The sequence below is a fragment of the Streptomyces sp. 891-h genome (genome assembly GCF_022760275.1).
GTDB classification, from domain to species: Bacteria; Actinomycetota; Actinomycetes; order Streptomycetales; family Streptomycetaceae; genus Streptomyces; species Streptomyces spirodelae.
Window position 1 is genome coordinate 4,533,209 of the sequence record NZ_CP050693.1, and the last position, 19,732, is coordinate 4,552,940.

At 71.5% G+C, this 19,732-nt stretch carries 17 protein-coding genes and 1 tRNA gene; 8 read left to right on the plus strand and 10 right to left on the minus strand.

Translation table 11 applies throughout. The features are described 5' to 3' along the window. Positions 1 to 160 precede the first annotated feature (160 nt). From HC362_RS19935 to HC362_RS19945, 3 genes are all read right to left on the minus strand, one after another. Positions 161 to 1,243 carry a transglycosylase family protein gene (locus HC362_RS19935; protein ID WP_243085397.1) on the minus strand — a complete coding sequence of 361 codons (1,083 nt, stop codon included), beginning with the start codon at positions 1,241 to 1,243 and terminating at the stop codon, positions 161 to 163. 176 nt (positions 1,244 to 1,419) lie between these two features. Continuing rightward, positions 1,420 to 2,667: a cytochrome P450 gene (locus HC362_RS19940; RefSeq protein ID WP_243088716.1), complete on the minus strand. Its 1,248-nt coding sequence runs from the start codon at positions 2,665 to 2,667 to the stop codon at positions 1,420 to 1,422. A gap of 108 nt (positions 2,668 to 2,775) precedes the next feature. Next, the gene (locus HC362_RS19945) at positions 2,776 to 3,486 is read right to left on the minus strand and encodes a lysoplasmalogenase family protein (RefSeq protein ID WP_243085398.1); all 711 of its coding nucleotides are present in this window, start codon (positions 3,484 to 3,486) and stop codon (positions 2,776 to 2,778) included. Between the two features lie 465 nt (positions 3,487 to 3,951). Here HC362_RS19945 and HC362_RS19950 point away from each other — a divergent pair, with 465 nt between their 5' ends. Together HC362_RS19950 and HC362_RS19955 are read left to right on the plus strand one after the other, a co-directional pair. Continuing rightward, complete coding sequence (locus HC362_RS19950; protein WP_243085399.1) at positions 3,952 to 5,400, plus strand: NAD(P)/FAD-dependent oxidoreductase; 1,449 nt, start codon at positions 3,952 to 3,954, stop codon at positions 5,398 to 5,400. Between the two features lie 323 nt (positions 5,401 to 5,723). Then, positions 5,724 to 7,118 (plus strand): cyclopropane-fatty-acyl-phospholipid synthase family protein, encoded by a 1,395-nt coding sequence (locus tag HC362_RS19955; RefSeq protein ID WP_243085400.1) that lies wholly within the window; start codon positions 5,724 to 5,726, stop codon positions 7,116 to 7,118. 91 nt (positions 7,119 to 7,209) lie between these two features. Here the strand turns inward: HC362_RS19955 and HC362_RS19960 are convergent, their stop codons facing one another. Next, complete coding sequence (locus tag HC362_RS19960; RefSeq protein WP_243085401.1) at positions 7,210 to 9,747, minus strand: ABC transporter permease; 2,538 nt, start codon at positions 9,745 to 9,747, stop codon at positions 7,210 to 7,212. 401 nt (positions 9,748 to 10,148) lie between these two features. Next, on the minus strand, positions 10,149 to 10,898 hold the full coding sequence (locus tag HC362_RS19965; RefSeq protein WP_243088717.1) for an ABC transporter ATP-binding protein: 750 nt from the start codon (positions 10,896 to 10,898) through the stop codon (positions 10,149 to 10,151). 530 nt (positions 10,899 to 11,428) lie between these two features. Between HC362_RS19965 and HC362_RS19970 the strand changes: the two genes are divergently transcribed. Beyond that, positions 11,429 to 11,512: transfer RNA gene (locus HC362_RS19970), tRNA-Leu, on the plus strand. 153 nt (positions 11,513 to 11,665) lie between these two features. Here HC362_RS19970 and HC362_RS19975 read toward each other — a convergent pair. Continuing rightward, positions 11,666 to 12,025 (minus strand): hypothetical protein, encoded by a 360-nt coding sequence (locus HC362_RS19975; RefSeq protein ID WP_243085402.1) that lies wholly within the window; start codon positions 12,023 to 12,025, stop codon positions 11,666 to 11,668. Positions 12,026 to 12,240: 215 nt separating this feature from the next. Here HC362_RS19975 and HC362_RS19980 point away from each other — a divergent pair, with 215 nt between their 5' ends. Continuing rightward, entirely contained in the window at positions 12,241 to 12,669 is a 429-nt protein-coding gene (locus HC362_RS19980; RefSeq protein WP_243085403.1) for a VOC family protein, read from the plus strand. A 145-nt stretch (positions 12,670 to 12,814) separates the two neighbouring features. Beyond that, positions 12,815 to 14,059, plus strand: a complete 1,245-nt coding sequence (locus HC362_RS19985; RefSeq protein ID WP_243085404.1) for a PLP-dependent aminotransferase family protein — start codon at positions 12,815 to 12,817, stop codon at positions 14,057 to 14,059. Here the strand turns inward: HC362_RS19985 and HC362_RS19990 are convergent. Next, positions 14,056 to 14,559 (minus strand): MarR family transcriptional regulator, encoded by a 504-nt coding sequence (locus tag HC362_RS19990; protein ID WP_243085405.1) that lies wholly within the window; start codon positions 14,557 to 14,559, stop codon positions 14,056 to 14,058. The genes HC362_RS19985 and HC362_RS19990 overlap by 4 nt on opposite strands. Positions 14,560 to 14,683: 124 nt before the next feature. On the opposite strand from HC362_RS19990, the gene HC362_RS19995 reads away from it, so the two are divergent. After that, complete coding sequence (locus HC362_RS19995) at positions 14,684 to 15,262, plus strand: DoxX family protein (RefSeq protein ID WP_243085406.1); 579 nt, start codon at positions 14,684 to 14,686, stop codon at positions 15,260 to 15,262. A gap of 157 nt (positions 15,263 to 15,419) precedes the next feature. Beyond that, on the plus strand, positions 15,420 to 16,274 hold the full coding sequence (locus HC362_RS20000) for a Bax inhibitor-1/YccA family protein (protein WP_243085407.1): 855 nt from the start codon (positions 15,420 to 15,422) through the stop codon (positions 16,272 to 16,274). Between the two features lie 124 nt (positions 16,275 to 16,398). Here the strand turns inward: HC362_RS20000 and HC362_RS20005 are convergent, their stop codons facing one another. Then, a complete protein-coding gene (locus HC362_RS20005; RefSeq protein ID WP_209268114.1) occupies positions 16,399 to 16,626 on the minus strand; it encodes a DUF4287 domain-containing protein in 228 nt (75 codons plus the stop codon). 114 nt (positions 16,627 to 16,740) lie between these two features. On the opposite strand from HC362_RS20005, the gene HC362_RS20010 reads away from it, so the two are divergent. After that, complete coding sequence (locus HC362_RS20010) at positions 16,741 to 17,106, plus strand: hypothetical protein (protein WP_243085408.1); 366 nt, start codon at positions 16,741 to 16,743, stop codon at positions 17,104 to 17,106. Here the strand turns inward: HC362_RS20010 and HC362_RS20015 are convergent. Both HC362_RS20015 and HC362_RS20020 read right to left on the minus strand, forming a co-directional pair. Further along, on the minus strand, positions 17,093 to 18,127 hold the full coding sequence (locus tag HC362_RS20015; protein ID WP_243085409.1) for a hypothetical protein: 1,035 nt from the start codon (positions 18,125 to 18,127) through the stop codon (positions 17,093 to 17,095). The two genes, HC362_RS20010 and HC362_RS20015, sit on opposite strands and share 14 nt — an antisense overlap. A 298-nt stretch (positions 18,128 to 18,425) precedes the next feature. Then, the gene (locus HC362_RS20020) at positions 18,426 to 19,646 is read right to left on the minus strand and encodes an acetyl-CoA C-acetyltransferase (protein ID WP_243085410.1); all 1,221 of its coding nucleotides are present in this window, start codon (positions 19,644 to 19,646) and stop codon (positions 18,426 to 18,428) included. Between the last annotated feature and the right edge of the window lie 86 nt (positions 19,647 to 19,732).

A 19,732-nucleotide genomic window follows, 5' to 3' on the forward strand; every position in this document is an offset into this window, starting at 1 on the left:
AGCCTAACCGTCCCACCCAGCGCGCCCACGCGGCTGTCCCATTTCCTCCCCGGGTGTCCCACCCCGGGGCCCGTCCCGGACCCGACGGGAGCGCGGTTACGGCGGCACGCCGCTGGAGCGAACCGCCGCTGGAGCGAACCGCCGCTGGAGCGTCCCGCCGCTACAGCGTCAGGTGCTGGCCCGGGCGGATGAGGTCGGGGTCGTCGCCGATCGTCTCGCGGTTGCGCTCGTAGAGCTCGGCCCAGCCGCCCGCGACCTCGTGCTGCGCGGCGATCCGGGAGAGCGAGTCGCCGGTCCGTACGGTGACCCGGTGCTTGCCGCCGCCCTCGCGGTCGCCGCCGCGGGAGGCCCGGTCGTCGTCCGCGGGGCTCCCGCGGTGCTTGCCCTTCCCGGGCTTCCCGGACTCCTCGGACGGGTCGGTCTCGGCGGACTCATCGGACTCGTCGGACGGGGACTTGAGCCGGTCCGGGCTCGACGGGCCGAGGTTCGACCAGCTGGAGGAGTCCGAACCGGAATCGTCGTCCTCGGCCGGGCCCGAGTCGGGGCCGCCGCCACCGGATGGCGGGCGCGGCGACGTGCTCGACCCGTCCCCGGGAGTGTCGGACGCCTCGTCGGAGGGCTGCTCGCCCGCGCTGTCGCCCGGCTTCGCGCCGGGGGTCGGCTCCGTGTCCGGCGAGCCCTTGCCGGGCTTGCTGGGCTCATCGGACTTACCGGGCTTGTCGGGCTTGCCGGTTCCGCTGGGCTTCCCCGAGTCGTCGGGCCGCGCGGACTGTTCCGGCTCGCCCGTCTCCTGTGACGGGGATGCGGACGGGGACTCGGACGGCGACTGGGAGGGCTTCTGGTCCGGCGTCGCATCCGACCCCTGTCCGAGGCCGGGCACCTGCAGACCGCTTCCGCAGTGCGGGAAGGCGTGGGGCCCCTCGGCTTCGAGGATCTTCTCGCCGATGGCTATCTGCTCGCTCCGGCTGGCCAGGTCGGGACGCTCGGCGTACATCGTCCCGCCGTAGTACTTCCAGGTGTCCAGGTCCAACTGGAGCCCGCCGTAGTAGCCGTTGGCGTCGTTCGCGCTCCAGGCGCCGCCGCTCTCGCAGTCCGCCACGCGGTCCCAGGTCCCGGCGTCGGCGGCGTGCGCGCCGGTGGCGCCGAGCAGCGGGAGGGCGATTCCGGCACCTGTGACCCCGGCGGCGACGAAGAGAGCGGGGGCCTGGCGAGGGCGGCGATGCCGACCGTTACCGGAGAGCATGGGTGACCTCTCGTGGGGGACAAGCGTGACGAACGACCGAAGTCGGTGACGACGGCCGAGGGCCGAAGTCGGTGACCGAACGTAGCTGTGAATGCCGACAGTCACAAGCCAATGTCGTACACATCACGCGGCGGTCACATAAGTGATACCCCGTCACATCACCTTCACGGTTCGGGTCACCGACGGTCGGTCGCCGTGAACTCCACCGGCAGCGAGCGCAGCCCGCGCATGATGAGTCCACCGCGCCACCGCAGCTCGTCCGGGTCGGCCGCCAGCCGCAGATCCGGGAGCCTGTGCAGCAGCGTGGCGAGCGCCGTCTGCCCCTCCAGCCGGGCGAGCGGCGCACCCAGGCAGTAGTGGATGCCGTGGCCGTATCCGAGGTGCTGGTTGTCCCCGCGGGTGAGGTCCAGGGTGTCCGGCTCGGCGAACTTGGCCGGGTCGCGGTCGGCCGCCGCGAGGACCACCAGCACCGGCTCGCCCTCCCGCACCCGCTGTCCGCCGAGGGTCAGCTCGCGGGTGGCGAACCGCCAGGTCGCCATCTCGACCGGCCCGTCGTAGCGCAGCAGTTCCTCCACGGCACCGGCCAGCAGCCCCTCGTCCCCCGCCGCGACGGCCCGCTGGAGGACGGCACGCTGCCCGGGGTGGCGCAGCAGCGCGTACGTGCCGTTCCCGATCAGGTTGACGGTGGTCTCGAACCCGGCGAACAGCAGGATGAACGCCATCGCGGCCGCCTCGTTCTCGGTGAGGTGCTCGCCGTGGTCGGAGGCGCGGATGAGGCCGGAGATGAGGTCGTCGGCGCCCTGTTCGCGGGCCAGCTCGGCGCGCTTGCGGTGGATCAGCTCCGCGAGATAGCCGCGCATCCGCTTGACCGCGCGGCCCACACCGCCGCGCGGGCTGCCCGGCTGATGCAGCATCATGCCCGCCCAGGTACGGAAGTCCTCCTGGTCCTCGCGCGGTACGCCGAGCATCTCGCAGATGGCGTAGATCGGCAGCGGAAAGGCGTACTCGTGGATGAGGTCGGCCTCGCCGCGCGCCGCGAAGCAGTCGATGAGTCCGTCCGCGAGTTCCCGTACCCGGGGTGCGAAGGCGGCGACCCGGCGCGGAGTGAACGCCTTGGATACCAGCCGGCGCAGCCTGGTGTGGTCGGGCGGGTCGATGTTGAGCAGATGCGTCATCAGGTTCGCGCTGCGCTCGCCCGGAATGCCGACCTTGCCCTTGCCGTGCGCGCTCTGCTCGCCGTGGTGGTGCGGGTTCTTGCTCAGCCGCGGGTCGGCCAGCGCCTGCCGCGCGTCGGCGTACCGGGTCACCAGCCACGCCTCCACCCCGCTGGGCAGCCGGGTCCTGCGCACCGGAGCGTGCTCGCGCAGCCAGGCGTAGGCGGGGTAGGGGTCGGCGGCGAACCGCCAGTCGAACAGGGGCGGCATGGGCGGCGGGGACGCGGGGCCGGAGCCGGGCGCGTGATCGTTCGGGTGGTGCACATCCATGACGGTATGCGCCGGGTGCGGCGCGGGCGCGGTCCGGGCGGCGCGGGCTCAGTCCGGTACGCCTGCCGGTGCGCCTGCCGGGGCGCGCTCCAGCCAGCCGGTGGTGATCAGGTACTGGCCCAGCAGGTACCCCGCCATGATCAGCACCTCCTGGGAGGGGAACTCGTGCCCCGCCGCCTGGAGCCCGATCAGCGCGTCCGAGGCGATGAACGCCAGCGCTCCGGCGGCGACCCTGCCCCCGACGCCGAGCGCCGCCGCACCCATCGCGGTGAGCGCGAGGCTGTAGCCCGCGACCGGGAGACGCAGCCGGCGCTCCAGCGTGGGCGCCAACGCCGCGTTGACCACGCCCCAGGCGGCGAGCGCGGCCGCCGCGCGCTTCGGCCGGGCCCGCAGCCCTCGTACGGCGCCGAGCTGTGCCGTCATGCCCGCGGTGTAGCTGACCTGGGTGCCGAGGAAGGCGGCCATGCCGGTCAGCAGCGCGCGGTGGTGGCGGTCCCACAGCAGCGCGGTGTCGCCCGCGGTGGCGCAGGCGAGCCCGGCCAGCAGCGCTGCGGGCGGATGTCCGGGCTGTGCCGGGTGAGGGGGGTGCGCCGGGCGCCGGGGGTGCGCCGAGAGGTGCCGGGCGTGTGCGGCGAGCGCGGGCATGAGGAAGGGCTTCGCCGCGCGGGCCGGGCCCCTCGGGGCCTTCGCGGTGGCGTAGAGGTCCGCGGCGGCCAGCGCGGCGAACGTTGCGAGGCTCCTGCCCTTGGTGAGCGCCATCCGGGCAGTGTTACCGCGGAGTAGAGTGTCGTCAACCCCCGCATCCGGGCGCCGGTGAGAGGCGCCGAACGCTCTCACTTGAGCGGGGCGTCTCTCCACTGATAGAGCTTGAAGGGCCTCACAAGGGCCTTGCGAACGCGTCGGCGCACGAGTTTCGTGAAATGTTTCACATGAGAAAGTGCCCGGTGAGCCCCGGTTTTGACTCGGAAGACGGGGTGGAAGACGACGTTCCGGATGTGCTCCCGGCGCCCAGGACGCACACGGCCCGTCCCCCGTCACGTGGTTCACCCGCCGCCTCATCGATCCCCGCAGCTCAAAAGCTGTGTCAACGGCTCACGGCGGTCAGTGGTTCCGGCATCGCCCTGTGGGCTCGATCACGGGGCGGCGGAGTGTAGCAGAGGGTGCGGGCATGCTTGTGAAGACCCTCACGAAGTGACCCCCACCGGTGGGTGGATACTCGATTTCATGAGCACCACGGAGCGTCCCCGAATCCTCGTAGTGGGTGGCGGGTACGTCGGTCTGTACGCAGCGCGGCGCATTCTGAAGAAGATGCGCTACGGCGAGGCGACCGTCACGGTCGTCGACCCGCGGTCGTACATGACGTACCAGCCCTTCCTCCCCGAAGCCGCCGCCGGCAGCATCTCACCCCGCCACGTCGTGGTCCCCCTGCGACGCGTGCTCCCCAAGGCCGAGGTCCTCACCGGCCGCGTCACCTCCATCGACCAGGACCGCAAGGTCGCCAACGTCTCGCCGCTGGTCGGCGACGCGTACGAGCTGCCCTTCGACTACCTGGTCATCGCGATGGGCGCGGTCTCCCGCACCTTCCCGGTGCCCGGTCTCGCCGAGAACGGCATCGGTATGAAGGGCGTGGAGGAGGCCATCGGCCTGCGCAACCACGTCCTGGAGCAGCTCGACAAGGCGGACTCCACACAGGACGAGGACGCCCGCCGCAAGGCACTCACCTTCGTCTTCATCGGCGGCGGCTTCGCCGGCGCCGAGACCATCGGCGAGGTCGAGGACATGGCGCGGGACGCCGCCAAGTACTACCCCAACGTCAAGCGCGAGGACATGCGGTTCGTCCTCGTCGACGCGGCCCCCGGCATCCTGCCCGAGGTCGGCCCGAAGCTGGGCGAGTGGGGCCTGGAACACCTCAAGAAGCGCGGCGTCGAGGTCTACCTGAACACCTCCATGGAGTCCTGCGTGGACGGCCATGTCGTGCTCAAGAACGGGCTGGAGGTCGACTCCAGCACCATCGTGTGGACCGCGGGCGTCAAGCCCAACCCGGTGCTCTCCCGCTTCGGGCTGCCCCTCGGTCCCAAGGGCCACGTGGACGTGGACGCCTCCATGCAGGTCAAGGGCGTGGACTACGCCTGGGCCGCGGGCGACAACGCGCAGGTGCCGGACCTGGCCGCCGGCAAGGAGGGCGCCTTCTGCCCGCCCAACGCGCAGCACGCGCTGCGCCAGGCCAAGGTGCTCGGGGACAACGTCATCTCCGGGATGCGCGGCTTCCCGCAGGGCACGTACAAGCACGCCAACAAGGGCGCCGTCGCGGGGCTCGGCCTGCACAAGGGCGTCGCGATGATCGTCTTCGGCAAGACGAAGATCAAGCTGCGCGGCCGGCTGGCCTGGTACTTCCACCGCGCCTACCACGGCCTGGCCGTCCCCACCTGGAACCGCAAGATCCGGGTCTTCGCCGACTGGACGCTGGGGATGTTCCTCAAGCGCGAGGTCGTCTCGCTGGGCGCCATGGAGCACCCGCGCGGCGAGTTCTACGAGGCGGCGGCTCCGGTGACAGCGGCCGCGCTCGGCAAGGCGGAGTCGTCGGCTCCGGCCGACACCAGCAAGGCGACCGCCGACGGCCGGGCCGACAGCCCGGTCGACGGCAAGAACGAAAAGGCAACCGCCTCCTCCTGACCCGCTTCCTGCGGCGGAGGTCGGCGGGCAGGGGGTGCCCCTGACTGTCGGCCGCGGGCTGCGGCAGCGTCGTGGCCGGTCGCGCAGTTCCCCGCGCCCCTTCGGGGCGCACTCTGCGCCCTGGGGAGCAGGCCCGGCCAAAGGCCGGCGGCGCACATCGTGTACGTCCCAGAGGGGCGTGAGCCATCCGTGGGGCTCACGCCCCTCTCGCCGTTTCCGCCGTACCGAAACGGCCGGTTCTCCGGGCACAGTGGGCATACTCCCTCCCCCGCCCGCGTTACGTGTACGGGGAATCCACCCCTTCTGACACGGAGGTGTGCTCAATGGCCGGTGCCGCCCAACGGATCGTCGCGCTCGCGGAACAGCTGCTGGGGGTCCCGCTCCCGGTCCGGGTGCGGGCGTGGGACAACAGCGAGGCCGGGCCATCGGAGGCCCCCGTACTGGTCGTACGCAGCCGGCGGGCGCTGCGCCGGGTGCTGTGGCGGCCCGGAGAGCTGGGACTCGCGCGGGCCTGGGTCGCCGGGGACCTCGACGTCGACGGCGACCTGTACCGGGTGCTGGAACTGATGGCAGGACTGGTCTGGGAACGGGGCGAGGGTCCCGGCGCGGTGCCGGACAACGCCGAGACCTCCGGCGGCGGTCGGGCGCGCGGCGCGCTCTCCCTCGCCCGGGACCCGGCGTCCCGCGCGGCCGCCGCCGAACTGCTGCGGCTGGCCGGCCCCGGACTGCCGCCCCCGCCGCCCCCCGAGGAGGCCCGCCGCCGCACCGGCCTGCGCCACACCCTCGGCCGCGACCGCAAGGCCATCAGCCACCACTACGACGTCGGCAACGACTTCTACGAGCTCGTGCTCGGCCCCAGCATGGTCTACTCCTGCGCCTACTGGCAGCCGGACGGCACTTTGGAGGAGGCCCAGCACGACAAGCTCGACCTGATCTGCCGCAAGCTCGGCCTGCGCGAGGGGCAGCGGCTGCTTGACGTCGGCGGCGGCTGGGGCTCACTCGTTCTGCACGCAGCGCGCGAGTACGGCGTACGCGCCGTCGCCGTCACCCTCTCCCGGGAGCAGGCCGCCTACGGCCGCAAGCGGATCGCCGAGGAGGGGCTGACCGACCGGGTGGAGATCCGCGTGCAGGACTACCGCGAGATCGAGAAGGAAGAGGCGGCGCGGAGCGCCTCGGACAGGGGTGGTGGTCGGGCGACGGGCGGGCCCTACGACGCGATTTCCTCCGTCGGCATGGCCGAGCACGTCGGCGCGGCGCGCTACCGCGAGTACGCCGACAGCCTGTACGCCCTGCTGAAGCCCGGCGGGCGGCTGCTCAACCACCAGATCGCCCGTCGGCCCCTCGCCGACGAAGAGGCCTACGAGGTCGACCCGTTCATCGACGCCTACGTCTTCCCCGACGGGGAGCTCGCCCCCATCGGCCGCACCGTCTCCCAGCTGGAGCGGGCCGGTTTCGAGGTGCGGGACGTGGAGTCCCTGCGCGAGCACTACGCGCTGACGCTGCGCGCCTGGGTGCGCAACCTGGAGGCCGACTTCCCGCGCGCCGCACGGCTCACCACTCCCGGACGGGCCCGCGTCTGGCGGCTCTACATGGCGGCTTCGGCGCTCGCCTTCGAGCGCAACCGGATCGGCGTCAACCAGGTGCTGGCCATCAAGACCCCCGAGTCCGGAGCCTCGGGCCTGCCGCTGCGGACCCGCAAGTGGACGGCGGACGGATAGCCGGGCCCGCCGCTGCGTTCCGGACAGGGCATCGCCCACCCACCCCGGTGAAGGGGCGGGTGGGCGATGCCGACTGCCGGGGGCTGCCGGCTCAGTCCGTCTTGATGGCGGCCAGCATGTTGAGGCGGGCGGCCCGCCGCGCCGGCCACAGCGCGGCGAGGACGCCGACCAGTGCGGCGAGGGCGAGGAAGACGCCCATCCGGCCCCAGGGCAGCACGAGGGTGTAGGTGTCCAGCGAGTCGGCGATCAACTCACCGGCCGCCCAGCCGAAGAAGACGCCGAGGCCGATGCCGAGCACCCCGCCGAAGAGCGAGATGACCAGCGACTCCAGCCGCACCATCCGCTTGACCCCGCGCCGGTCGAGGCCGATGGCGCGCAGCATCCCGATCTCCTGGCCGCGTTCGAACACCGACATCGCCAGGGTGTTGATCACCCCGAGCACGGCGACGATGACGGCCATGGCGAGCAGCCCGTACAGCATGTTCAGCAGGATGTTGATCATCTGCGCTATGGCCTCGGAGATGTCCTTCTTGTCCTGCACCAGGACCGCCGGGTTGTTGCCCAGCTGCTTCTCCAGGGTCTTCTTGACCTGATCGCTCGCGCCGTCCTTGGTCTTGGCGAGGACCTGCATGTCCGCGACCTTCTCCAGGTGCGGGGTGACGGCCTTGTTGTCGACGAGGATGCCGTGGATCATCTCGTTGCCGCGGTAGATCCCGGCGACCGACAGCCACGCCTTCTCGCCGTCCTCGTAGGTCACCTGGAAGCGGGAGCCGGGCTTCCAGCCCTGCGCCTTGGCCATGTCGCTGTCCACGACGATCTGCTTGCCGCCGCTGATGCCCGACCAGCCGCCTGCGGTGAAGTCCAGCGAGGTGAGCTGGTCGATGGTGGAGCCGTTGACACCGGTCAGGTACTCGGTGTCGCCGCCGATCTCGGCCCGCGCGTTGCGCAGCGGCGAGGTCGCGGTGACCTGCTCCGAGCGGGCCAGCTCCTTCTCCACCTGGGGCGAGAGGGGCGTGAAGTTGGCCATGGAGACGGTGTAGTCGGCCTTCAGCGAGTCCGTCGCCATCTTGTCGACGGCCTTCTGCACGCTGCCCGCGATCACCGTCAGCCCGGTGATCAGCGTCAGCCCGACCATCAGCGCGGACGCGGTGGCCGCCGTACGGCGCGGATTGCGTACCGCGTTCTGCCGGGCCAGCTTGCCGCTGACGTTGAACAGCCGCAGCACCGGTGCGGCCGCCGCGATCAGCGGGCGGGACAGCAGCGGGGTCAGCACGAACACGCCGATCAGCAGCAGCCCGGCACCCAGCGCCATGGGCGCCTTGGCGCCGTCGCCCATCCCGGTGGCCATCAGCACCAGCACCGCGCCGGCGGCGGACAGCAGGGCTCCGATGACGTTGCGGACGATCAGCGAGCGGGTCGTCGCCGGGGCGTGCACGCTGCCCATCGCCGCGACCGGCGGGATCTTGGCCGCGCGCCGTGCGGGCAGCCAGGCCGCCAGGACGGTGATGACGACGCCGACCGCCAGCGAGATCGCGACCGTCGACGGTTCGATCACCAGCGGCCCGTCGGGCATCGTGCCCATCTTGCCGACCAGGGCGCGCAGCCCGGCGCCGATACCGACACCGGCCGCCATCCCGGCCAGCCCCGCGACGGCGCCGACCACCAGCGCCTCGATCAGCACCGAACGGGTCACCTGACGGCGGCCGGCACCCACCGCGCGCAGCAGCGCCAGCTCCTTGGTGCGCTGGGCGACCAGCATGGTGAAGGTGTTGGCGATGATGAAGATGCCGACGAACAGCGCGATCCCGGCGAAGGCCAGCAGGCTGGTCTTCATGCTGGACATGCTCGACTCGATGGACTTGGACTGCTCGTCGGCGAGCTTCTTGCCGGTGACGGCCTCGGCGTCGGAGGGCAGGATCTTCTCGGCCCGCTCCTTGAGCGTGGCCTGCGAGACGCCGGGCTCGGCCTTGAGCTGGATCTCGGTGTACTCACCGGGCTTGGCGAACAGCTTCTGCGCGGTCGCGTTGTCGAACAGCACGAGGGTGCCGCCCGCGGCCACACTCCCGTCGTCGGTGGTGAAGATGCCGGTGATCTTCTCCTTGCGCACCGGCCCGTTCACCGACATCCGCACGGTGTCACCGACCTGGTAGCCGGTGCGTTCCGCGGTCTTGGCGTCCAGCGCGATCTGGCCCGGGGCGCGCGGTGCCGCGCCGTCCTTCATCGGGTAGCGCTGGTCGGAGCCCTTGCCGTCCCGGCCGGCGTAGTAGTTGGCGCCCTGGGTGGAGAAGCCGTCGCCGACGAGCTTGCCGTCCTTGTCGGAGAGGGCGGCGAAGCCGGAGACGACACCGGTCGCGGACTCGGCGCCCGACAGCTCACCGGCCCGGTCGAGGGTGCGCTGGCTCAGCGGCGGCGCCGAGTCGCGGCCTTCGGGCGCGTCACCGCCGTCCTGCCGGATGGAGACATCGACGTTCGCATAGCCCTTTTCGGAGCTCTTGTGGAAGGCGTCGGAGATGGTCGAGGTGAAGACCAGGGTGCCGGAGACGAAGGCCACGCCGAGCAACACGGCGAGCATCGTCATCAGCAGCCGGGCCTTGTGCGCGAAGACGTTGCGCAAGGCTGTTCGGAGCATGAGGAAGTCCTGGATGGTCCTTCTACGAGAGGCGGAAAGCAGGCGGGCTGGGCGCCGGCACCGGGCAGGCGCCGGGCGTAAGGGCGGCCGGCGGGGCGTATATGAGGGCGCGACGGCGCGTACGGGCACGGAGTGCCTACGGCGTACGCGTCCGAGGGATGAGCACCTACGGCGTACGCGCCGTGCGGGAACGCGCCTTCGGGTACGCCCACGCGCTGGTGAGCGCGCCAGGCCGCCGGCGAGCGGCCGAAGGTGTGCGGTGGGACGCCGTGAGGTGGTACCGGCGGCGGACACGGACGGAGACCGACGGAGACGGACCGGAGGCGGGACGCAGGCGGGACGACGGCGCACGCGCGGGGCGGGCCCGTCCGGATCAGCTCATCCGGATCAGGAGATCCGGGTCAGCTCGTCCGGGCCCTGGCGTCGAAGGCCTTCATCCGCTCCAGCACGCTCTCGGCCGTCGGGCCGGTCATGTCGTCGACGATGCGGCCGTCGGCGAGGAAGACGACGCGGTCGGCGTAGGCGGCCGCCACCGGGTCGTGGGTGACCATGACGACGGTCTGGCCCAGTTCGCGGACGGAGTTGCGCAGGAAGCCGAGGACCTCCGCGCCCGCCCGTGAGTCGAGGTTGCCGGTCGGCTCGTCCCCGAAGATGATCTCCGGCCGGGAGGCCAGGGCGCGGGCGACCGCGACCCGCTGCTGCTGGCCGCCGGAGAGCTGGTTGGGCCGGTGCTTGAGCCGGTCGGCCAGGCCGACGGTCTGGATGACGCGGTCCAGCCACGCCTTGTCCGGCTTGCGGCCCGCGATGTCCATCGGCAGCGTGATGTTCTCCAGCGCGTTGAGGGTGGGCAGCAGGTTGAACGCCTGGAAGATGAAGCCGATGCGGTCGCGCCGCAGTTGGGTCAGCTTCTTGTCCTTGAGCGAGGTCAGCTCGGTGTCGCCGATGCGGGCGCTGCCGCTGGAGATCGAGTCGAGCCCCGCCATGCAGTGCATGAGGGTGGACTTGCCGGAGCCCGAGGGGCCCATGATGGCGGTGAACTCGGCCTGCCGGAACTCGACCGATATCCGGTCGAGGGCGACCACCTTGGTCTCGCCCTGGCCGTAGACCTTGGACAGATCGGTGGCCCGCGCGGCGGCGACGCCGCTGCTCATGCGGTCTGCGGGGGCTCCGGGGTACGGGCCGCCCGCGGTGTGGTGCTCACGGGTACTGGTCGTCACGGCGCGGTGCTCCTGTCGGATGTCGGTCGGGTGAGACGGAACTTTCGTTGTGACTCCATCGTTCCGTCCGATCCGGGCGACGGGATCCGACCCGGCTCTTGTTTCCGGGACAGTCTTCGGAGGTAGCCGTCGGCCTCCCGGTCATCCCTGGGTATGACAGCCGACCCTGAGAGGGACGAGGGCCCCTCGCCCGCATGGACCGCCGGCATATGCCCCTGGTGGACATGGGACGTGGAGGCGGGTGACCGAACGGCGACTTTCCGTCATTCCTGACGAGCCGGACGCGCGGGGGAGAGCGCTGCGAAGTGGTGCATGTGACACTGATGGGTCGTCAGTTGCCAATAAAATAAGACAACATCGCTCTGTCGATCCGCTGTTCGGGGGATGACCCTGGATAGGCTCGTCCCATGCCCTGGGGAGGGCCGTCTGCGCTCAGCGGCGTACGACGCGGTCCAGGAGCCGGTGCCCGGATGGTGGAATGCAGACACGACGAGCTTAAACCTCGTTGGCCCTTGAGGGCCGTGCCGGTTCAAGTCCGGCTCCGGGCACTACCGGGCTCGTCCGCTTCGCCGACTCGCGGAGGCGGGCGTCCGCCCTGGCCGGCACGGCCCGCCCCCACCGCGCCGTAGCACCTCGGGGCCGTAGAGCCTCGGGCACGACGGGGGCGAAGCTGCCGGGGCACGACCGGGATCTACCCCCGCTCAGCGGGTCTCGAGGCGGAGCCTCAGCTCCTTCTCCTGGTCCCCGGCGACCTCCAGCACCTCCACCACGCCGAACGCCGCCAGCAGCACCCGGTGCAGCCGTTCGACCGCCTGCGGGGAGCCCTGCAGCTCAGCGGTGACCGGGGTGCCGAGCGCCGGGGTCTCCGGCTGTCCGACGTCACGAGAGACATCGAACCGCGACAGCCACACGTTCGCCTTGCGGCCCTCGGGTTGCAGCTCGGCCCAGTCCGAGGGGAACAGCCCGCCCAGCATCCTGAAGACCACCTCGGCGTCCTCGCAGGCGCAGTCACTGAGCTGCACGGATACTTCCATCTCCCCTTCCGACATCTCCGCCGTCATGGTGCGGGCCTCCCTTTCTCGCGAATACGCTCCAGGCCCAATATCGGCCCGCAGGTACCCGTTCGGCGTGATCCCAACCGGCGATTCGCGCGCCCGGTGCGGCGCGTGTGCCGGAGCGATGAGACGGAGCGCGGGGGAAGGTCTGTGTGCACAGGGCCGTGCCCGCGTGCACAGCGCTACCCGACCAGTTCCGCATCGACCGCCAGGAGGTACCCATGGCCACCACTCGAACGCTCGCGACGGTCACCGTCAGCCTGCCCGTCGCCTACCGGATGGCGGCGTACACCTTCTACCGGGACGGGCTCGGTCTCGAGGCCGTGGGCAAGCTCGCCGAGGACGGGGTCCCCGAGCCGCTGCGGTTCGTCGTCAACGACGGGCTGCGGCTGATGCTGATCCCCACCGGCGGCTTCGACTGGATCACCGGCGACCACTCCGTCGCCGGGCCGGAGCAGAGCGAGTGCGTGCTGGTCGTGCCCGTCGCCGAGGAGCGTGACGTGGACGAGATGACGGCCCGCGCCGTGCGCGCCGGCGCGCGGGAGATCAGCGCACCGGCCCGGCAGCCGTGGGGCTACACAGGAGCGTTCGCCGATCCGGACGGCCACATCTGGCTGGTCCAGGCCGAGACGGCGGGGGACGGCCGCTGAGCCGGGCGGGCCGCCGTGCTCGGCGGTTCGGCCGGTGCGCGGTGGCGCCTCGCGAGGGGCCCGCCGTCCACGTGTTGCGAGGGCCCGCCGTCCACGTGCCGGAAATCACTGGGGCGGCTCAGCAGAACGCTTCTAAGCTGCGGGGATGACTCCCAGCACCCCCTCGGGTTCCGCTCCCGCCGCCCCTCCCGATGCCTCCTCCGCCGCCGTTCCCGCGCCCCCGCTCGCCGCCCGTGCCGCCTCGGTCGGCTCCTCGCCGGTACGGGAGATCCTGGCGCTGACCCAGCGCCCGGAGGTGATCTCCTTCGCCGGTGGGCTGCCCGCGCCCGAGCTGTTCGCCGCCGAGCCGATCCGGGCCGCCTACGACCGGGTGCTCGCCGAGGAGCCGCAGCGCGCCCTGCAGTACTCCACCACCGAGGGCGACCCTGCGCTGCGCGGGGCCGTCGCGCGGCGGCTGGGGGAGCGCGGGCTGCCGACCGGGCCCGACGACCTGCTGGTGACGACCGGCTCCCAGCAGGCCCTCACCCTGCTGGCGACCGCGCTGCTGGAGCCGGGTGACACCGTGCTGGTGGAGAACCCGACCTATCTGGCGGCGCTGCAGTGCTTCGGCCTGGCGGGCGCGCGTGTGGTGCCCGTCGACTCCGACGACGAGGGCGTCGACCCGGTGGCGCTGGCCGAGGCGGTGGAGCGCGAGCGGCCCAAGATGCTCTATCTGATACCCACCTTCCAGAACCCGACCGGACGCACCCTGCCGCTCGCCCGACGGGAGGCGGTCGCCGAACTCGCCGCGCGGCACGGGCTGTGGATCGTGGAGGACGACCCCTACGGCGAACTGCGGTTCGAGGGTGACCACGAGCCGTGGGTCGCCGCGCTGCCGAGGGCCGCCGACCGCACGGTGCTGCTGGGCAGCTTCTCGAAGGTGATGGCGCCAGGGCTGCGGCTCGGCTGGCTGCGTGCGCCCGCCGCGCTGCGCCGTGCCTGTGTCATCGTCAAGCAGTCGCTGGATCTGCACTGTTCGACCGTCGACCAGGCGGCGGTCGCCCGCTATCTGGCGGACAACGACCTGGACGCGCATCTGGCGCGGGTCCGTGACGCCTACCGCGAGCGCCGGGACGCGCTGCTGGACGGGCTGTCCGCCGCACTGCCGCCGGGCAGCGCCTGGAACCACCCGCAGGGCGGCATGTTCGTCTGGGCGCGGCTGCCGGAGGGGTACGACGCCACCGAACTGCTGCGCGAGGCGGTCGCCAAGGACGTCGCGTATGTGCCGGGTGCGCCCTTCTTCGCCGGGCCGCCCGACCCGGCGGCGCTGCGGCTGTCGTTCACCACGCACACCCCCGAGGAGATCCGGGAGGGGCTGCGGCGGCTCGGCGACGTACTGGGGTCCCGCTAGGAGCCCTGCGCGGGGGCGTGCGGCGCCGGTCCCGCGCTGTGATCCGCCGGACGCAGCCGCGCACCGACGCGGCCGAGCGCGCGGGCGATGACGTCGAGCTCCTCGCGGTCCAGCACGTCTATCAGCGCCGAGCGGACCGCCGCCACATGCCCGGGGGCCGCGGCACGCAGAGTGTCGCGGCCCTCGGTCGTGAGCACAGCCAGGACGCCCCGGTCGTCGAAGGGGCAGGAGCGGCGCTCGACTAGGCCGCGCTTCTCCAGCTGGCCCACCTGGTAGGTGAGGCCGCTCTTGGAGGTGAACAGGCCGTGCGCCAGGTCGGTCATCCGGACCTCGCCCGCGGGCGCCGTGGCGAGCTTGACGAGGATCTCGTACTGCGCGTGGGAGAGTCCCGCGTCGTCCTTGAGTTGGTGCTCCACATGGCGGGAGACCCGGCTGGTGGCCTCCAGGAAGCCCAGCCAGGCCGCCATTTCACGCTCGTCGAGCCACCTGGTTCCAGCCATGGCGCCCATCGTACCCGGTTGTTCAAATTCGAACCTCCTTGTTACGGTCGTCCCGCGTCAGGTCCTTCAAATTCGAACTACACCGTCCGGCCGTTGCGCCGTCCAGCCGCAGGAGGCTCCGCTCATGTCGTCCCCCCACGTGACCGAGACCACTGACACCGCCCGGTACGCCCCCTCGTCCGGCCCCCTCGCCGGTGGCGGAGCAGCCCCCGCCGAACAGCCCGCGTACGACGCCGGGCTGCTGGTGCTGCGCCTCGCGCTCGGCCTGACGATGGCGGCGCACGGCTCGCAGAAACTGTTCGGCTGGTTCAGCGGCGGCGGCATCGACGGCACCGCGCAGTTCTTCGCGTCCTCCGGTTACCCCTCGGCCAAGACCATGGCCGTGGTCGCAGGCCTGACCGAGACCCTCGGTGGACTCGGCCTCGTCCTGGGCCTGCTCACCCCGCTGGCGGGCGCCGCGGTTTTCGGCACCCTGCTCAACGCGCTCGCGGTCAAATGGGGCGGCGGCTTCTTCGCGCCCCAGGGCGTCGAATACGAACTGCTGCTTCTCGTGGGCGCCGCGGCACTCACCCTGACCGGCCCCGGCCGGCTGGCGGCCGACCGGGTGCTGCCGCTGCCGAGCCCGCACCGGCTCACCCACGGCGCGGCGGCGCTCGTCCTCGGCGCACTCGTCGCGGGTGCTGTGCTCCTCGCGCGCTCCTGACACTCCACCCGGGTGAGGCACGGGAAGGCCGGGGAACGTAAGGGAAGTGGAACAATGGACAGCTTTCCTTCGTTCTTGACTCTGCACTAGCGTGCTGTTTTTGCCAACGCATTACGCTGGACTGCAATGCCGCGCTGTGTGGCCATGGAGGAGTGAGATGAGGAGCAGTAACCCGGTCTTCTCGCGACGGGGGTTCAGCCGCTCAGGCGGCTATGCCGGTTTCGACGCCCAGCAGCAGTCGCCGCAGGCCGGGAACCCCTACGCGACCAACCCCTACGCCGCGAACCCGTACGCCGGCCAGCAGACCCAGGCACCCGGCCAGCCGTACGCGCCGCCGGCCGCGCCGCCGTCCGCCGGGCGGATGACCATCGACGATGTCGTCGCCCGTACGGGTATGACTCTCGGCCTCGTCATCGTGATGGCCGCCGCCGCCTGGATTGCCGGGCTTTCGCTGCCGCTCGCGTTCGGCGCCGGCCTCGTGGCGATGGTGCTGGCGTTCGTGCAGTCGTTCAAGCGCAAGCCGTCGCCCGCGCTCATCCTGGGGTACGCCGCCCTCGAGGGCCTCTTCCTCGGTGCGCTGAGCAACTACGTCAACCAGTTCGTGAACGGTGCCGCCATGCAGGCGGTGCTGGGCACGCTGGCGGTGTTCACGGCCGTCCTGGTGCTCTACAAGACCCGTGTGATTCGCGTCACCCAGCGGTTCTACCGCTTCACGATCGCCGCAGCGATCGGCTTCGTGCTGCTGATGGCCGTCAACATGCTCGCCGCCGTCATCGGCGGCGGTGACGGACTCGGCCTCCGCAGCGGCGGCCTGGGCATCATCTTCGGCCTCGTCGGCGTGGTGCTCGGTGCGCTGTTCCTCGCGCTCGACTTCAAGCAGGTCGAGGACGGCGTCGCCTACGGCGCTCCCAAGGAGGAGGCGTGGCTCGCCGCGTTCGGGCTGACGCTGACCCTGGTGTGGATCTACCTGGAGTTCCTGCGTCTGATCGCCATTCTGCAGGGCGACAACTAGCACCGTCCGCCACAAAGCGGAGAGGGCCCGGGAGGCTTTGCCTCCCGGGCCCTCTCCGCTCTCTGCCGACCCGGCATGGGCCGGCGAGCAAGCGCCTCAGCCGAACAAGCCCTCAGGAAGAGCCCTAGCGGTGGCGCGCCGCACGGCGCAGATCGTGCTCGTGGATGATCGCTTTGGCGTGCCCGTAGGCGAGATTGTGTTCACCGCGGAGCCAGCTCACCTTCTCCTCGAAGCGGAGCAGGGACGGGCCCTCATCGACTGCGCGGAGCCATTCGGAGACTTCACGACCAGTGCACTGAGGAATGCGGGACAGCATGTTCCGGTGGGTCTCTTCGGAGAAGACTTGGGACATCGGCGCCTCCGGACGCTTCTGCAATGAGTCCTTGACGACACGTTGCCTGAGGGTTCGGGCGTTGGCAACAGTGCGGGGGCGCTGCGCCGGCGCGCGGACGCATAAGGTGGGGGCGTGCCCTGTGTCGACACCCGCCCCCTGACCGACGCCGTGGAACGGCTCGCCGACCGGCTGCGTGCCCTCCCGCAGAGCACCCTGCGGCGGGGCGCCGCCGCGGAAGGGCTCGCGCTCGCCAGGGAGTTGGCACTGCTGGCCCAGCGTGTCGAGTTCCCCGGAGGGGGGATGTCCCGGGTGATGCCCGACGCCGGAATCTTCTCCGTCGGAGATCAACTCGCCGTCGCGGGTCACGATGTGGTCGCGGCGCTGGAGACGGCGCCCGCAGCGCCGGCCGAATCCGCCCTGCGGGAAGCCCTGCGGCTGCTGGAGAGCTCCCCGCTGTCCTCCCGTGGAGCCTCCCCGCGCGGTGCTACAGGGGCGTGATGACGCGGTCGGCCAGCAGGTAGGCGGTTCTGCCGTCGGGGAAGCCGAAGGTGAGGGTGTAGGAGCCGGCGATTCCCGAGCCCCCCATCAGCACCGGCGCCTGACCCCGTCGTACGCCGTCGGCCAGCGCCTCACTCGTGGCGCGGTGCCCGGGTGACAGGCACACCGTCGTACCGTCCTCGAAGACGTAGACGTCCAGCGTGCCCAGCGGGCCGGGGCGCACATCGGCCAGCGGCGTCCTCGCGTCGGCGAGTTCGGCCAGCCGCTCGACGGTGCGCTCGTGGTAGGTGACGGTGGGGGTCGCGGGCGACGGCGTGGTGCCGGGGGCGACCGGTTCGCCGTTGAGGTTGTAGTCCGGCTGGGACGGGTGGCGGCGGCGCGCCGCGGCGAGTCCCGGGTGCTCCGGCCCGGCGGTGCCCTCCTCGTCGGACGGGCTCTGCGCTTCTTCCGCTCCGGGGCCCGCGCCGAGGTCCTCGGCGGTGCCGCGCTCGTGGTCCGCGCGGCCGTACGGGGCCACGTCCAGCTCGATCTCGATGTCCGCGTCCTCGGGGCCCGGCTGGCGCGGGATGAACAGGCCGCCGGTGTCCCCCTCCAGCAGCGAGTCGAGATCGTCGGTGAGCTCGCCACCCAGATCGCCGGAGGCGACCTCGTACTCCGTGCCGTGGCCCGCCAGCAGCGAACCCGTTCCGGGTGAGGCGTCACGCGCCTCCTGCGCGGCCCAGAAGGCACGGGCCTCGGCCAGCTCGCGCTCGCGCTCGTCGGCCAGCGCGGCGGCGACCGCGGCCCTGATCTCCTCGGAGAAGGCGCCGGGCGCCACCTCGATGGCGCCGGGCTCGTCGTCCGCGGCCGCGGTGCGGGCCCGCGGGATCTCGACGGCCCGCTCGGCGGTCGGTGCCGTCTCCAGCTGGGCACGCAACGCCGCCAGCTGGCGGCGCAGGCCGCGCGCCGTGTGCAGTGCCGCACCGCCCAACGCGGTGGCCGCGGCCGCCGCGCACAGCAGGATGAGGGATATGGCGCTCACTGACTTGACTCCCGGTTCCGGTTCGGTCCCTGACGCGGTCCCCCCGGTCATTGCCCTTGTCTTCACCTACAGCTGTCTTCACCTACAGCGCTGTATTCCTACAACAGCGTTGCCGGGAAGGTTGTTCAAGGTTCTCCGACCGTAGTGCAAATCCCGCCGAACTGGACAGGGGAAACCCGGAGCCTGCCTCTCGCGCACCGCTGTGACCAGCAGGAATGCCACGCCCCCAGGGTGTATATCACATCCTGGGGGCGCTTCGGTCTCGCCGTTGTATACCCGGCACAGAGGTAACAGTGGGCTAGCTGAGGCGCTCCAGCACCATGGCCATCCCCTGGCCCCCTCCGACGCACATGGTTTCCAGGCCGAACTGCTTGTCGTGCCACTGGAGCGAGTTGAGCAGCGTGGTGGTGATCCGCGCTCCGGTCATCCCGAACGGGTGGCCCACCGCGATGGCACCGCCGTTGACGTTGAGCTTCTCCAGGTCGATTCCGAGGTCCTGGTACGAGGGGATCACCTGGGCCGCGAACGCCTCGTTGATCTCCACCAGATCGATGTCCGAGATCGACATGCCGGCGCGGGCCAGCGCCTGCTTGCTCGCCTCGACGGGGCCGTAGCCCATGATCTCGGGGGAGAGCGCAGAGAGACCGGTCGCCACGATCCGGGCCAGCGGGGTCAGGCCCAGCTCACGGGCCTTGGTGTCGGACATGATGACGAGCGCGGCCGCACCGTCGTTGAGCGGGCAGCAGTTACCCGCGGTGACCATGCCGTCGGGGCGGAAGACCGGCTTCAGCCCTTCCACGCCCTCCAGGGTCACCCCGGGGCGCGGGCCGTCGTCCTTGCCGACCACCGTCCCGTCCGGGGTGGTGACGGGCGTGATCTCGCGCTCCCAGAAGCCGTCCGCGATGGCCTTCTCGGCGAGGTTCTGGGACCGTACGCCGAACTCGTCCATCTCACGCCGCGTGATGCCCTTGTGACGTGCCAGGTTCTCGGCCGTCTGACCCATGGCGATGTAGACGTCCGGGACCTTGCCCTCCTCGCGCGGGTCGGTCCACCCCTCGCCTCCCTGCTCGGCGCGGGCCGCGGTGCGGGCCTCGGCCTCGGCGAAGAGCGGGTTGTGGGTGTCGGGCAGCCCGTCGGAGGAGCCCTTCACCGAGCGGGAGACCGTCTCGACGCCCGCCGAGATGAACACATCGCCCTCGCCCGCCTTGATGGCGTGCATCGCCATCCGCGTCGTCTGCAGGGACGAGGAGCAGTAGCGGGTGATGGTGCAGCCGGGCAGGTGGTCCATGCCGAGCTGGACGGCGACCACCCGGCCGAGGTTGTGGCCCTGCTCGCCACCGGGGAGGCCGCAGCCCAGCATCAGGTCGTCGATGTCGGCCGGGTCCAGCTGGGGAACCTTGGCGAGCGCCGCCTTGACGATCTCGACCGTCAGGTCGTCCGGGCGCACGTCCTTGAGGGAGCCCTTGAAGGCACGGCCGATGGGCGAGCGGGCTGCGGAGACGATCACTGCTTCGGGCATCAGGGCTCCTGAGGGAGTCGGCGGGTGGCTACGCAGCGGAAGCTACCCGCCCGTAGGGTGCTGGTCACGGGCCCGGCGGTGTGATG

What these genes read in the sequence shown, in the direction of transcription:
- HC362_RS19945 (WP_243085398.1), bottom strand. Translation starts at nt 3,486, where the DNA reads ATGGCGCTCACCAAGGGCAGGAGCCTCGCAACGTTCGCCGCGCTGGCC.
- HC362_RS20000 (WP_243085407.1), top strand. Translation starts at nt 15,420, where the DNA reads ATGAGGAGCAGTAACCCGGTCTTCTCGCGACGGGGGTTCAGCCGCTCA.
- HC362_RS20005 (WP_209268114.1), bottom strand. Translation starts at nt 16,626, where the DNA reads ATGTCCCAAGTCTTCTCCGAAGAGACCCACCGGAACATGCTGTCCCGC.
- HC362_RS19980 (WP_243085403.1), top strand. Translation starts at nt 12,241, where the DNA reads ATGGCCACCACTCGAACGCTCGCGACGGTCACCGTCAGCCTGCCCGTC.
- HC362_RS19995 (WP_243085406.1), top strand. Translation starts at nt 14,684, where the DNA reads ATGTCGTCCCCCCACGTGACCGAGACCACTGACACCGCCCGGTACGCC.
- HC362_RS19935 (WP_243085397.1), bottom strand. Translation starts at nt 1,243, where the DNA reads ATGCTCTCCGGTAACGGTCGGCATCGCCGCCCTCGCCAGGCCCCCGCT.
- HC362_RS19940 (WP_243088716.1), bottom strand. Translation starts at nt 2,667, where the DNA reads ATGCCGCCCCTGTTCGACTGGCGGTTCGCCGCCGACCCCTACCCCGCC.
- HC362_RS19965 (WP_243088717.1), bottom strand. Translation starts at nt 10,898, where the DNA reads ATGAGCAGCGGCGTCGCCGCCGCGCGGGCCACCGATCTGTCCAAGGTC.
- HC362_RS19975 (WP_243085402.1), bottom strand. Translation starts at nt 12,025, where the DNA reads ATGACGGCGGAGATGTCGGAAGGGGAGATGGAAGTATCCGTGCAGCTC.
- HC362_RS19955 (WP_243085400.1), top strand. Translation starts at nt 5,724, where the DNA reads ATGGCCGGTGCCGCCCAACGGATCGTCGCGCTCGCGGAACAGCTGCTG.
- HC362_RS19960 (WP_243085401.1), bottom strand. Translation starts at nt 9,747, where the DNA reads ATGCTCCGAACAGCCTTGCGCAACGTCTTCGCGCACAAGGCCCGGCTG.
- HC362_RS19985 (WP_243085404.1), top strand. Translation starts at nt 12,815, where the DNA reads ATGACTCCCAGCACCCCCTCGGGTTCCGCTCCCGCCGCCCCTCCCGAT.
- HC362_RS19950 (WP_243085399.1), top strand. Translation starts at nt 3,952, where the DNA reads ATGAGCACCACGGAGCGTCCCCGAATCCTCGTAGTGGGTGGCGGGTAC.
- HC362_RS20020 (WP_243085410.1), bottom strand. Translation starts at nt 19,646, where the DNA reads ATGCCCGAAGCAGTGATCGTCTCCGCAGCCCGCTCGCCCATCGGCCGT.
- HC362_RS19990 (WP_243085405.1), bottom strand. Translation starts at nt 14,559, where the DNA reads ATGGCTGGAACCAGGTGGCTCGACGAGCGTGAAATGGCGGCCTGGCTG.